This is a genomic window from Lachnospira intestinalis (assembly GCF_040095895.1).
In the GTDB taxonomy this organism is placed as follows: Bacteria; Bacillota; Clostridia; order Lachnospirales; family Lachnospiraceae; genus Lachnospira; species Lachnospira intestinalis.
In genome coordinates this window covers 1-12,538 of sequence record NZ_JBBMFS010000021.1, presented here as the reverse complement: position 1 = coordinate 12,538, position 12,538 = coordinate 1, and the positions used below count along the sequence as shown (strand labels likewise).

The window sequence follows — 12,538 nt, the reverse complement described above, 5'->3', positions numbered from 1 at the left end:
ATGCATTATCCCACGGAAACGCTTTCTTTGAGTAACTACGCTGCATATTTTCTGTTGCTTTTTTATATTCCGTTGCATAGATTAATCAGCTTTGCAATCACCTACATTTTTATTTTACAACAAACAGGATGGGCGAATCGAGGAAAGTATGGAATGGTATTTAAAAACGATAAAATCCTCTTGTGAAGAAAGTTGCATAAAAGCTAAGTATATTTTCGATAAAGTTGTGAAGTTTATTTCTCATGGAAGTTCATCTCCTTTCTGTTTACGCTGTCATTATAAAACACAAAGGGGGATATTACTTGCCAAAATAAAAAAATAAATAGACAAAAATTGCAACGGGCAGAGAGTATGTAAATATTCTCTGTCCGTTGCAGTTTATTATATATTTTTGCGGTATTCTGAGGGAGATATGCCTTTTATCTTTTTGAACATGCGGCTGAAATATAAAGAATTATCATAGCCAACAATTTGTGCAATTTCGTTTATGTTATATTCCGTATTCAAGAGCAGGGCTTCTGCATTGCAAATGCGTTTTTGTAAAATGAATTGCATTGGTGTAGAACCAACATAAAGTTTGAAATTGCGTATAAACCAGCTTGTACTTACATGTGTTTTTTTAGCGTATTCTTCAATGCTGATTGATTCACTGTAATGTTCATTGAAATAGGCAATAGCCATGTCAATAGCTTCTGTAGCACGGGAATTATCTATCCTTATGCTGTTATTAAAGTATCGCTGCAGTTTTATAAAAATTTGTCTTAAATACATTTCAAGCATTTCCTGATAACGATCATTACACATCTGTAATTCATTTATCATTGCACGAAAAAGATTCTGATAGGAGGGACCAGAACCACAGTAAAATACCTTTTTGCTATCGGTCAATCCATAAGAGCGTAATATATTTGTTACATCGCTACCTGTAAAATGAACCCAGTAGACTTCTGTCTGATCTTCGGCGTAATATTCATATTTTTGAGCCTCCTTTGGACGATATAAAACCATATGTCCGGCATGAACAATAGTTTCTTCTTCACTATTACGACCAAAATAAAAATGGGCTTTTCCGGCAGCAATATAAATCAACTGGAAATCAAGTCTGCCTCGAGGTCTCCAGGTAGGTAGTTTAGGGCGTGTGTAGAGCTTATATGTTCCACACATAGTTACAACAAGCGGCTTGGATTTATCTTTTCTATCAATCGTTGAGTGATTGAGATATGCATTATTTGTGTACATGTGTGCCTCCTTGTATTGAAATATAAAAAACATATGTTAAAAATAACTAAAAATTTATCCAATATAATACTTGTGTTCATTAATTTTATCATTTTGTGCATATTTTGTCCAATTTATGATATGTCATTTTTGGCTTATTTTTTATATACTAATCATAATAAAGTTGTGGAACAAAACGAGGCAAAAGAATAGGTATTTGTGAAAGGAGAAATTCTCATGGAAGAAAAAACATACCTGAAATGGTATAACAAAGTAGGTTACGGAACGGGAGATATTGCAGGAAATGTAGTATATGCTTTTCTATCATCATTTGTCATGATTTACCTGACAAATACAGTTGGGTTAAATTCAGGCATAGTAGGTACATTGATAGCAGTATCAAAATTATTTGATGGAGTTACGGATATATTTTTCGGTACAATGATAGACCATACAAAGAGTAAGATGGGGAAGGCAAGACCGTGGATGTTCTATGGATTCTTTGGTTGTGCCGTCACACTGTTTGGTGTATTTGCAATTCCGACAAGTCTTGGAAAAACAGCTCAGTATGCATGGTTTTTTATAGCATATACATTGCTTAATGCTGTATTTTATACTGCTAATAATATTGCGTATGCAGCGTTGACATCACTGGTAACAAAAAACAGTAAAGAGCGTGTTCAGATGGGTTCTTTCCGTTTCATGTTCTCATTTGGTACAAATCTAGTCATCCAGTCTGTTACTGTTGGTGCAGTAGAAATGTTTGGTGGCGGTGCAGTTGCATGGAGAACTATCGCATTTATTTACTGTATTATAGGTATTATTACCAATACACTTGCTGTATTTTCAGTAAAAGAGCTGTCAGATGAAGAATTAAAAGATAATAGTGTGGCAGGAGAGGAAGATGACAAACTTTCTTTTAAGCAGATAATAAAACTTCTCTTTAGTAATAAATATTTTTCAATGATTTGCGTGATTTACATTCTTCAGCAGCTTCGTGCTTCTATGGTGAATGTAGGAATCTTTTTTATGACATATGTATTACTGAATGAGAATTTGTTCGGTGTATTTTCATGGGCGAATAATATTCCATTGATCATTGCACTTGCCATTACACCTGCACTTGTTTCAAAAATGAAAGGAATGTATAAGTTAAACAAGTATAGTTATATGCTTGCTACAGTATGTCGTCTGATGGTTGCAGTGGCAGGTTATCTGGGAAGTGTTCCGTTGATGCTCTTATTTACAGTTCTTACATCCCTTGGAGAAGGACCTTGGCAGGGAGACATGAGCGCAGTAATTGCACAATGTTCAGAACATACTTATTTAAAGAGTGGAAAGCGAATTGACGGTTCCATGTTCTCTTGTACTTCATTAGGCGTAAAACTCGGTGGAGGTATTGGTATTGCACTTTCAGGCTGGATGCTGGATATAAGTGGATATATTAACCTTGACAACGCGGTTCAGCCAGATAGCTGTATTAATATGATGTATTTTATGTATTTGTGGCTTCCGTTCATATTTGACATAATTATTACAGTCATTCTTTCATTCCTTAATGTAGAGAGTGCAAATATGAAATTAAAAGAAAATATGCAGAATCAGTAATGAAAATAGCCCCTGAAGTTTGTCTTTAGGGGTTATATAGAAAATAAGAAAAAAGGAGAATTATTATGAATGCTGATATGAAATGGTTAGACGATCCGGAAGTGTTCCGTGTAAACCAGTTGGACGCACACAGTGACCATTGCTACTATATAGATTATGCAGATATGGAAAAATCGAAGAATCCATTGATGCAGTCATTAAATGGACAATGGGAGTTTGCTTTTAGCAAAAATGTAATGGATAGACCGAAAAATTTTTATGAGGAAAATTTTGATGCATCTTCATTTGCTAAGATTATGGTTCCGGGGCATATCGAACTGGCAGGCTATGACAAAATACGCTATATCAATACAATGTATCCGTGGGAGGGAAAAGAATATCACAGGGGTGCGTATAGTATGGAGAGTACCGGGGACGAGGCAGGAATGTTTTCTGAGGCAGAGTATAATCCTGTCGGATCTTATATCAAACGATTTGATTTGAGCGGGCAAATGCGTGAAAAGAAAATCTGTATCTGTTTTGAAGGTGTGGAAGAAGCAATGTATCTGTGGCTGAATGGTCAATTTGTAGGATATGCGGAGGATAGTTTTACACCGTCAGAATTTGATCTGACACCATTTATCAGAGAAAAAGGAAATGTGCTGGCAGTTCAGGTCCATAAAATGAGTACAGCAGCATTTTTGGAAGATCAGGACTTTTTCCGCTTTTTTGGAATTTTCAGAAATGTAACTTTAAAAGCAGTGCCAGAGGTGCATTTGGAAGATGTATGGTTTCAGCCGACACTAAACAAGGATAATGTAAGCGGCAGGGTATCGGTAAAGATGAAAGTAACTGCTCCAGAAGGAAAGAAAATAGCTGCCCATTTTGTTTTAAAAGACCGAGAGAATAATCAGGTGGCAGAGGACAATATCACCTTAGAGGAAAAAGCTGGAAGTCTTGTAGGAGTGATAGATACTGAGGTTGGAAGTGTTAAGGCATGGGATAATCACTTCCCATATCTGTATCACGCATATGTAGAGCTTAGAAGCGAAGATGGAGAAATATTAGAGATAATTCCATATGACATAGGTTTCAGAAGACTTGAAATGATTGACAATGTAATCTATTTAAATGGTAAACGTCTTGTCATTACCGGCGTAAACCGTCATGAGTGGAGTGCAAAGACAGGAAGAAGCATCGGTATGGATGAAATGACAGCAGACATTGATTGTATGATTAGAAATAATATCAATGCGGTACGCACCTGCCATTATCCGGATCAGATACCGTGGTATTACCTGTGTGATAAAGCTGGTATCTATGTAATGGCAGAAACGAATATGGAAAGTCATGGAACATTCCAGAAACTTGGTGCGATTGAACCATCGTGCAGCGTACCTTGTTCTATTCAGCAATGGCGGGAGGCTGTTGTTGACAGGGCTAGGAGTAATTTTGAAACTTTTAAAAACCATACAGCAATTCTTTTCTGGTCTTTAGGAAATGAATCTTATGCGGGTGATGACATAGAAGCAATGAATACTTACTTCAAGGAAAAGCAGGATGGCAGATTTGTTCATTATGAAAGCTCTTTCTATGACCGTAATTATGAGGAAACCATATCAGATGTAGAGAGCAGAATGTATGCAAAGCCTTATGAAGTGGAGGAATATTTAAATAATAATCCAAAGAAACCTTATCTTTTGTGTGAGTATATGCATGATATGGGTAATTCGATGGGAGGACTTGGTACTTATATGAAGTTAATAGATAAGTATGAGATGTACCACGGTGGATTTATCTGGGATTTCATTGATCAGGCACTTTTCGTGAAAGATGAAGTGACAGGAAAAGAAGTTTTGCGTTATGGCGGAGACTTTGATGATAAGCCTTCTGATTATGAGTTTTCAGGAAATGGAATCGTATTTGCAGACCGTAAGGAAAAACCAGCTATGCAGGAAGTGAGGTATTACTATGGCTTATACAGATAAGAATAAATTGAGAGTTGTATATGGAGATTATACACTTGGCGTACATGGAGAAGGGTTTGACTATATATTCTCTTATTCACAGGGCGGTATAGAGTCTATAGTAAAAAAAGGTTATGAATGGCTGTATCGTTGTCCAAAGCCTACTTTTTGGAGAGCATTAACAGATAATGACAGAGGCAGCAGGTTTCATATTAAAAGTGGAAGCTGGCTCGCATCGGATATGTTCATTGACTGTAAAAAAACGGAAGTTATTATGGACGGTGAACGGCAAAAGCAGTATGCTCCGGACAATAATATCTATGGCGGTGATGTGGCTGCCGGGGAAATAATTGTGAAATATACCTATGAGACTGTCAGCAATCCAGTAACAACAGTCATTGTATCTTATACAATTGATGCAATTGGAAATATCAAGGTGGATGTGGATTACACAGGAGTAAAGGGACTGCCAGAACTTCCGGTATTCGGAATGAGGTTTATTATGCCGACACTTGCAGATAAATATATGTACAAGGGATTATCGGGGGAAACCTATCCGGACAGAAAGGCAGGGGCAGAAAAAGGAGTTTATGAGGTATCAGATTTGAGACTGACACCATATCTGGTTCCACAGGAATGTGGTATGAGAATGGATACAGAGTGGCTGGAGATTACAAGACATACAAGTCTTGATAATAGCAGAACGGATAGTTCAGCACAGACATTAAGAATAGAGAAAAACGACAAGGCATTTGCTTTTTCATGCCTACCTTATACAGCATCAGAGATTGAAAACGCAACACACCATGAGGAACTGCCACCAGCAAGAAGAACAGTCCTTTGTGTCTATGGTGCAGTAAGAGGAGTTGGTGGAATTGATAGCTGGGGAAGTGATGTGGAAGATGATTATCGGATTAATGCAGAAAAAGATATTCACTATTCTTTCATTATCCGCTAAGTTTTGTTTGAAGTGAGGTGTTTGAGATGCAGATAGAGATATTGATTCGTAGTTTTCTGGATGGTGCATATGATGAAAGACTCTTAGACATTTATGCTGATGAGGCAAAGATTTCTTACCAGAGGGAACGCTATATCAATGCAATAAAGAAATTTGAGCAGTGCTATAAGCCGGGAGATGTGGAATTGTTCAGTGCTCCGGGAAGAAGTGAGATTGGCGGCAACCATACGGATCATCAGAACGGAGAGGTTTTGGCAGCCTCAGTTAATCTTGATACTATTGGGATCGTAAAAAAGACGGATGATAATGTAATCAGATTAGTTTCTGATAACTACGATGAAATCATTATACGGCTTGATGATGTATCTGTAAATGAAAAAGAAAAGGAAACAACAAAGGCTTTGATAAAAGGTGTGGTTTCTGGATTCCTTGAGAGAAAATATGCAGTTGGAGGTTTTCAGGCATATATAACAAGTGATGTGCTGATTGGTGCGGGACTTTCATCTTCGGCAGCATTTGAAACACTGATAGGAACGATTTTGTCTGGACTTTATAATTGTGGAAAAGTTTCAGCGACAGAGATAGCCATTATTGGACAGTATGCTGAAAATGTTTATTTCGGAAAGCCTTGTGGTCTGATGGATCAGATGGCAAGTTCTACGGGAAATCTTGTTCATATTGATTTTGCCAATCCGGAAAATCCACAGGTTGAAAAAATTGATTTTGATATGGAAAAGTATGGTTATAGACTATGTATTACGGATACAAAAGGCTCTCATGCTGATTTGACAGATGAATATGCGGCAGTTCCGAAGGAAATGAAACTTGTTGCAAAATATTTTGGAAAAAAAGTGCTGCGTGATGTATCTGCAAATGATGTACTGGAAAACATTCATAATTTAAGAGAAAAACTTGGGGATAGGTGTGTCCTTCGTGCGATACACTTTATTTGTGAGAATGAAAGAGTACAGAAAGAAGTAAGAGCATTGAAGTCAGGAAATATAGGAGCATTTTTGGAGAATGTGAAAGCTTCTGGTAATTCTTCTTTTAAATATTTGCAGAATGTTTATTCAAATCAGGATATAAAAAATCAGAATGTTTCCGTTGCACTGATTGTAAGTGAAATGCTTTTGGGAGAAAACGGTGTATGCAGGGTGCATGGCGGTGGTTTTGCTGGAACAATACAGGCATTTGTTAAGAATGAATATGTAGAGTCTTATAAATCCGGAATGGATAATGTATTCGGTAACGGTTCCTGTAAAGATTTGAGAATAAGAAAATATGGCGGCATAAAAGTGTTATGAAATAGAAAGAAGGTTTTATTATGAGGATTTTGGTTTTAGGCGGGGCTGGCTATATTGGTTCACATACAGTATATGAGCTGATTGATGGGGCTTGCAGTACTTCCTTCCAGGCTGAAAAAAGAAATGGATATACTTGCAAAAGCTATTATTGAAGGGGAAAATATTCATGATATAGAGGAAATAAATTGTCAGTATTATAAAAACTGGAAATGTAACAAGTTAATGCCGGATTAGACAACTGACATTATAAATTAAAAGGAGTTGCTTGCGAGTGTTATTGGTATATGAGAACAAAACTGATGGAATAGCGGTAGAGTGGAAGAAAACAGTGCATTTTCCACCACATTTACACGAAGCAATAGAGGTAGTGTATGTAACTGATGGGAATATTGAGCTTGGAGTTGGACAAGAATTGTATCACATGGACGAGGGTGATTTTGCAATCGTGTTCCCAAATGTAATACATCATTATCAGGTGTTTGGGGAAAAAGAAAATAAGGTAATATACCTGTATCTTGATCCAACTTTGTTTCCTTCCTATTATAAAGCGTTGCAGATATACAGCCCGAAGAATCCAGTTGTAAAAAAAGAGCGAGTGCATCCTGATGTAGTAAATGCCATAAAATATCTGGCAGAAATAACAGAGGGAAATTCCATGCTGATACTGGCATATGTGCAGATAATTCTTGCCCATGTTTTCACAGAAATGCAAATGATTGATAAAAGCACAGTAGGGAGTGATGACTTGATTTATAATGCGGTAGAATATGTAGCCAAAAATTTTAGAGAGAAAATCAGTCTTGAAAAAATGGCATACGATTTGTGTGTAAGTAAATATGTGTTATCAAGAATGTTTGCAAAAACATTTCACTGTAATTTTAGTAAATATGTGAATGGAGTCCGATTAAATTATGCAGTTGCGGCACTAGAAAATACAATGGATTCCATTACAAATATATGTCTTGATTGTGGGTTTGAAAGTCAAAGAACTTTTAACCGTGTTTTTAAGGATAGATACAAGATTACACCAAGAGAGTACAGAAAAAGAATGGAACACAATAATAAAAGCGTAGTAGTGGATGATATAATGGATGAATAGGTGAGTGCAATGTGGCATACAGATTTTGGAATAACAAAAGAGGGAGAAAAAGCACACAGATTTCTATTGACAAATAACAGAGGAATGTGTGTAGAATTATCCGATTTTGGGGCATTGGTATTATCAGTTTATGTACTTGACAGGCATGGAAGAAATCGCGATGTGGTACTTGGTTATGATAATTTGACGGATTATTATGAACAGGATACAGGATTTGGTGCATATATCGGCAGAAATGCTAATCGTATTGCAGGAGCAGAAGTAACAATAGAAGGTACAAAATACCTGTTAGATAAAAATGATAATCAAAATAACCTTCACAGTGGTTTTAACAGATCGCACCATAAACTTTACAGCGTAAAAAATGGAAAGGATGACGTCTGTGAGTTTGTGCAAATGGAACGATACAGTCCCCATATGGAACAGGGATTTCCGGGGAATTTAAAACAGACAATCAGATATAGCCTCACAGATAAAAATGAATTTATAATTGATTATGAAATGCTTAGTGATATGACTACTGTTGTTAACCCTACAAACCATAGTTATTTCAATTTGGATGGGCACAATTCAGGTACAATTCTTAAACATTATACGGAAATATATTCGGGACAGATACTTGAGATAGGTAACGATATGATTCCGACAGGCAGGATTATTGATATTTCTGATACACCATTTGATTTCCGTAAAAGAAAGCAGATAGGAAAAGATATAGATGCAGACAATCCACAGATGAAAATTGCTGGAGGTTATGATCATAATTATATATTTCAAAATGACAGAAAGTTGAGGAAAGTTGCAAAATTGTACGGGGCAGATAGTGGAATTGGAATGGATGTTTATTCTGATTTATGTGGATTGCAGTTTTATACAGGAAATTTTTTAAATGGTCAGATAGGAAAAGACGGTGCAGTTTATAAGAAACGAAGCGGTGTATGTTTTGAAACTCAATTCTATCCTAATTCATGTAATACTTCGCAATTTCCAAGTTGTATATTGCCAGCATATAAAGTATTTAAGTCCAGAACGATATATCATTTTTTTACAGAATATATATAGAAATAGCAGATGGAGGTACGCAGATGATTAAATATCTTACAATGACGATTGGAAAACAAAAAAATATAGCATTAATTGCCCATGACGGAAAAAAACAGGATATGTTAAAATGGTGTATGGAAAATAAAGAAATTTTACAGCAACATAATCTGTCCGGAACCGGAACGACTGCGAGGATGATAGCAGATTATGTAGGATTAAAGATAAAAGTGGTACATGGAACGGACGGATGAAACCCACAGTATTACCATGCCGGAGATTATTGAAGCACTCGTAGCATATGATATAAGTACGGAACGCAAAAGCTTGTATATTTCTTTGATTTTGAAATTATTTGGAACAATGGATTCACACAACTATTACAGGGCATCGGATGTTTATGAATTCCAGTGGGTGAGAAGCTGAGTGTTTTGTTTTTTTGGGTGAAACTGTTTTGATTGTTTTGAACATATGCAATAATTTAACCTTGACGGATCAGAATGACAAGAGTATAATACATTTTGACAATTAAAGTTGTCAAACAGACAAGCAAAATTGTCAGACGGAGGTGCTATATGATACTGCGAAATCGTTTAAAGGAACGCAGGGCTGCACTGAATGTTAATCAGCAGGAAATGGGACGCTTATGCGGTGTATCAAGGCAGACGATCAGTTTGATTGAACGTGGCGATTATTCGCCATCCGTTACCCTTGCCTTAACGATTGCAAAAGTGTGCGGCGTCGCGGTGGAGGAAGTTTTTTATTTACAGGAGGAAGAAGATAATGGATAAAAATGAAATTAAGAGGGCAAATCGGAAAGCTCTGCCCCAATTTATGCTTATTATGGTAATATGCTTCATTATCGGCGGAACAATAGGCTTTTGCTCGGCAAAATACGGGCTGAACACGCTGGCGGGCGGAATGAAAACCGCAGGAATGTTTTTTGGGACATATATCGCTCCGTGGCTGATGTTAGCGGCAGCGGTAATTGTGCCGGTGGTCTGCGTTCCTATTTATCAAAGCGCAACAAAACTACTTGCATCTTGGGACGGCGGAAATGAGGAAATGTCCGATACGATTGACGAAAAACTATCCATCGTGCTTTGGGTAACAAGCGCAGCCTTTATCCTCTCCTACTTCCTTATTGCGGCATCTTATGCCAACGGATTTGAAACTTTTAAAACTGAAACCAGTGGCGCTCTGTTTCTTGCGGGAATTATCGGTTTCTTGACCATTATGATCGAAGCGGTTATATTCCAGCAGAAATGCGTTGATACCACCAAAAAGATGAATCCCGAAAAAACGGCTTCCGTCTATGATACGAAGTTTCAAAAGAAATGGATGGAGAGCTGCGATGAAGCCGAAAAAATTATGATTGGCAAGTGTGCGTTTAAAGCTTACGCCGCCACAAACACAGTTTGTTCGATTCTGTCCATTGTGCTTGCCATCTGTGCGCTTGTTTTTGGCATAGGATTCTTACCATCTCTTGTAGTGTGCCTGATTTGGATTGTAAATCAGTCTGTATATTGCAAGGAAGCGTTAAAGTATTCAAAGGCAGGAAATAAGATTTCATGATGGAAACGCAGGAGGACAGGCAATGGGAAGTTATTTGGTGATTATAGCTGTGCTGATTATCTTTTTCTGCATCAGGAGAAGAAGACGAACAGCAGCGGTTGCGTGGCAGATACTAAATCAAAGAAAACAAGGAGAATGTTGTTATGAAAGAACTTGCAAAACAATTTATTGGGGAAGAATGCATCATTTATACAATTGCTTCAAATGACGGCAGCATACAGGGCGTCATTAAGGAAATTGATGATGGGGGCATGGTCATTGAGAGAAGTTACGGCGGACGGGAAATCGTCAATCTCGACTTTGTCACCCGTATCCGACAGTATCCGAGAAAGAAAAACGGAAAGAAAAAGGATATTGTGTGGGACTAAATCGATGTGATGGCAGTCAGCATGGGCGGGGACGATATTTGTGCTTTACTTTTACAGCGCAAATCATGTACCGTATACTTATATTGATGTTATATTTTTGGAACCACTATACTCGTTTATTGGTATCGTGATTTCTGTTAACACACGAAAGAGTCGAAAAATACATTGAAAAACAAGCATTTGGGGGAATGATACGAATCGTATCACGTATGTGAAAGAACGTTTCTTTCATAGTTTTATGCTTTTGGGCAATGAAAGTGGAACAAACAAAGCAGAGTGCAATAATTTGATAATATTGTGGGTATACATATGAAATTATTTATGAATAAGAATGAGAAATATGAAGAGCCTGAGGTTCACATGTTTTTTCATAAACAAACGAAAGAAGTAGAGCAGGTTGAGAAATTTGTAAGATATCTTTCTATTACCATTCCGGCTAAATATGAGGATGAGATCTACAAATTATATCCAACAGATATATATTATATTGAGACAATTGACAGGCGTACATATCTGTATACAGCCAGTCGGGTTTATGAAAGTAGTGAGAATCTGCTCTCGTTAGAGAAACTCTTAGAGGCAGCTGGGTTAATCAGCTTCCTGTCTATGTTTTGGCTGGAATGTGTGGTGTTGTTTTAATCCTGTGCTGCTATTTGGATATTAGTAGAGTTAAGGCTGATATTGATGAAATTAATGGATTGTGTGAAAAAAGAGTGTAATTTCGTTGAAGTAGCTTTTAAAGATTGGAGAAGAATATGATTTTTCACTATGCTGGCAAATATAATGGAGATGAGAGTAGTCTTCCATACAAGGAACATCATCCTAATGCAACCCCGTTTAAAGAACCAGAGGATACGAAGAAATTATCATTAATTGCAAATGGGGGATGTATTTTGATAATGGGTATATTAGCAATTCCATTTTTAATACTGGGAATAGAATATATTCCTGATAATGCAATATGGATGATGATAGGTGGAATTTGTGGCGGATTATCTCTGTTGCCACATGAATTGCTGCATGCAATATGTTATAAAAAAGATGTATATATGTATAATGATTTGGCACATGGGTTGATGTTTGTGGTAGGAACAGAGGATATGAGTAAAGGGCGTTTTATTTTTATGTGCTTGTGCCCTAATCTTATACTTGGCATAATTCCCTATATTTTATTTTTGATATTTCCGAAATTTGTTGGATTGGGTTTATTTGGAATTATTTGTATTGGAATGGGGTTTGGGGATTACTTAAATATTTACAATGCAATAAAGCAAATGCCGAAAAATTCCAAAACATATTTATGTGGAATGCACTCATATTGGTACTTGTAGAAATGCCAAAATTTGGTTCTATGTCAAGATTTAGTACAAGTTAAAATGAGAAATTTTTCCCCATTTTAACCCGCCAGAAGCTCAGCCTCA

General features: G+C 36.9%; 15 protein-coding genes and 1 pseudogene. 15 read left to right on the top strand and 1 reads right to left on the bottom strand.

The annotated features are described in order from the left end of the window. Nucleotides 1-186, top strand: a 186-nt coding sequence (locus WMO37_RS14670) for a hypothetical protein (RefSeq protein WP_349155391.1), incomplete at its 5' end; no start/stop codon positions are given. 195 nt (nt 187-381) lie between these two features. Here WMO37_RS14670 and WMO37_RS14665 read toward each other — a convergent pair. Next, nucleotides 382-1,239, bottom strand: coding sequence for a helix-turn-helix domain-containing protein (locus WMO37_RS14665; RefSeq protein ID WP_349155390.1), 858 nt, complete (start codon nt 1,237-1,239; stop codon nt 382-384). Nucleotides 1,240-1,455: 216 nt separating this feature from the next. On the opposite strand from WMO37_RS14665, the gene WMO37_RS14660 reads away from it, so the two are divergent. The 14 genes and pseudogenes from WMO37_RS14660 (at nt 1,456) to WMO37_RS14595 (ending at nt 12,448) form a co-directional block, all read left to right on the top strand. Next, the gene (locus tag WMO37_RS14660) at nt 1,456-2,826 is read left to right on the top strand and encodes an MFS transporter (RefSeq protein WP_349155389.1); all 1,371 of its coding nucleotides are present in this window, start codon (nt 1,456-1,458) and stop codon (nt 2,824-2,826) included. Nucleotides 2,827-2,891: 65 nt separating this feature from the next. Then, nucleotides 2,892-4,793: a glycoside hydrolase family 2 TIM barrel-domain containing protein gene (locus WMO37_RS14655; RefSeq protein ID WP_349155388.1), complete on the top strand. Its 1,902-nt coding sequence runs from the start codon at nt 2,892-2,894 to the stop codon at nt 4,791-4,793. After that, nucleotides 4,777-5,730 (top strand): beta-galactosidase small subunit, encoded by a 954-nt coding sequence (locus WMO37_RS14650; RefSeq protein WP_349155387.1) that lies wholly within the window; start codon nt 4,777-4,779, stop codon nt 5,728-5,730. Before WMO37_RS14655 ends, WMO37_RS14650 begins: the two co-directional genes overlap by 17 nt. Before the next feature lie 26 nt (nt 5,731-5,756). Continuing rightward, entirely contained in the window at nt 5,757-7,034 is a 1,278-nt protein-coding gene (locus tag WMO37_RS14645) for a galactokinase (RefSeq protein WP_349155386.1), read from the top strand. Nucleotides 7,035-7,118: 84 nt separating this feature from the next. Further along, nucleotides 7,119-7,268 (top strand): hypothetical protein, encoded by a 150-nt coding sequence (locus tag WMO37_RS14640; protein WP_349155385.1) that lies wholly within the window; start codon nt 7,119-7,121, stop codon nt 7,266-7,268. Between the two features lie 37 nt (nt 7,269-7,305). Next, the gene (locus tag WMO37_RS14635) at nt 7,306-8,133 is read left to right on the top strand and encodes an AraC family transcriptional regulator (protein WP_349155384.1); all 828 of its coding nucleotides are present in this window, start codon (nt 7,306-7,308) and stop codon (nt 8,131-8,133) included. A 9-nt stretch (nt 8,134-8,142) separates the two neighbouring features. Beyond that, nucleotides 8,143-9,195: an aldose epimerase family protein gene (locus WMO37_RS14630; protein WP_022431939.1), complete on the top strand. Its 1,053-nt coding sequence runs from the start codon at nt 8,143-8,145 to the stop codon at nt 9,193-9,195. A gap of 23 nt (nt 9,196-9,218) precedes the next feature. Next, nucleotides 9,219-9,404, top strand: a pseudogene (locus WMO37_RS14625) (methylglyoxal synthase); the annotation flags it as partial. Nucleotides 9,405-9,411: 7 nt separating this feature from the next. Then, a complete protein-coding gene (locus WMO37_RS14620) occupies nt 9,412-9,600 on the top strand; it encodes a hypothetical protein (protein ID WP_349155383.1) in 189 nt (62 codons plus the stop codon). Nucleotides 9,601-9,749: 149 nt separating this feature from the next. Then, nucleotides 9,750-9,965, top strand: a complete 216-nt coding sequence (locus WMO37_RS14615; RefSeq protein ID WP_186836461.1) for a helix-turn-helix domain-containing protein — start codon at nt 9,750-9,752, stop codon at nt 9,963-9,965. Then, nucleotides 9,958-10,749, top strand: a complete 792-nt coding sequence (locus WMO37_RS14610; protein ID WP_349155382.1) for a DUF3169 family protein — start codon at nt 9,958-9,960, stop codon at nt 10,747-10,749. Before WMO37_RS14615 ends, WMO37_RS14610 begins: the two co-directional genes overlap by 8 nt. Nucleotides 10,750-10,892: 143 nt before the next feature. Continuing rightward, nucleotides 10,893-11,117 (top strand): hypothetical protein, encoded by a 225-nt coding sequence (locus tag WMO37_RS14605; RefSeq protein ID WP_349155381.1) that lies wholly within the window; start codon nt 10,893-10,895, stop codon nt 11,115-11,117. A gap of 309 nt (nt 11,118-11,426) precedes the next feature. Further along, nucleotides 11,427-11,756, top strand: a complete 330-nt coding sequence (locus tag WMO37_RS14600; protein WP_349155380.1) for a LytTR family DNA-binding domain-containing protein — start codon at nt 11,427-11,429, stop codon at nt 11,754-11,756. Between the two features lie 116 nt (nt 11,757-11,872). After that, nucleotides 11,873-12,448, top strand: coding sequence for a DUF3267 domain-containing protein (locus tag WMO37_RS14595; RefSeq protein ID WP_349155379.1), 576 nt, complete (start codon nt 11,873-11,875; stop codon nt 12,446-12,448). Nucleotides 12,449-12,538 lie beyond the last annotated feature (90 nt).

Coding starts and splice junctions, on each gene's coding strand:
- WMO37_RS14660 (WP_349155389.1), top strand. CDS start 1,456: ATGGAAGAAAAAACATACCTGAAATGGTATAACAAAGTAGGTTACGGA.
- WMO37_RS14605 (WP_349155381.1), top strand. CDS start 10,893: ATGAAAGAACTTGCAAAACAATTTATTGGGGAAGAATGCATCATTTAT.
- WMO37_RS14615 (WP_186836461.1), top strand. CDS start 9,750: ATGATACTGCGAAATCGTTTAAAGGAACGCAGGGCTGCACTGAATGTT.
- WMO37_RS14665 (WP_349155390.1), bottom strand. CDS start 1,239: ATGTACACAAATAATGCATATCTCAATCACTCAACGATTGATAGAAAA.
- WMO37_RS14655 (WP_349155388.1), top strand. CDS start 2,892: ATGAATGCTGATATGAAATGGTTAGACGATCCGGAAGTGTTCCGTGTA.
- WMO37_RS14630 (WP_022431939.1), top strand. CDS start 8,143: ATGTGGCATACAGATTTTGGAATAACAAAAGAGGGAGAAAAAGCACAC.
- WMO37_RS14600 (WP_349155380.1), top strand. CDS start 11,427: ATGAAATTATTTATGAATAAGAATGAGAAATATGAAGAGCCTGAGGTT.
- WMO37_RS14640 (WP_349155385.1), top strand. CDS start 7,119: ATGGGGCTTGCAGTACTTCCTTCCAGGCTGAAAAAAGAAATGGATATA.
- WMO37_RS14645 (WP_349155386.1), top strand. CDS start 5,757: ATGCAGATAGAGATATTGATTCGTAGTTTTCTGGATGGTGCATATGAT.
- WMO37_RS14595 (WP_349155379.1), top strand. CDS start 11,873: ATGATTTTTCACTATGCTGGCAAATATAATGGAGATGAGAGTAGTCTT.
- WMO37_RS14620 (WP_349155383.1), top strand. CDS start 9,412: ATGGAACGGACGGATGAAACCCACAGTATTACCATGCCGGAGATTATT.
- WMO37_RS14650 (WP_349155387.1), top strand. CDS start 4,777: ATGGCTTATACAGATAAGAATAAATTGAGAGTTGTATATGGAGATTAT.
- WMO37_RS14610 (WP_349155382.1), top strand. CDS start 9,958: ATGGATAAAAATGAAATTAAGAGGGCAAATCGGAAAGCTCTGCCCCAA.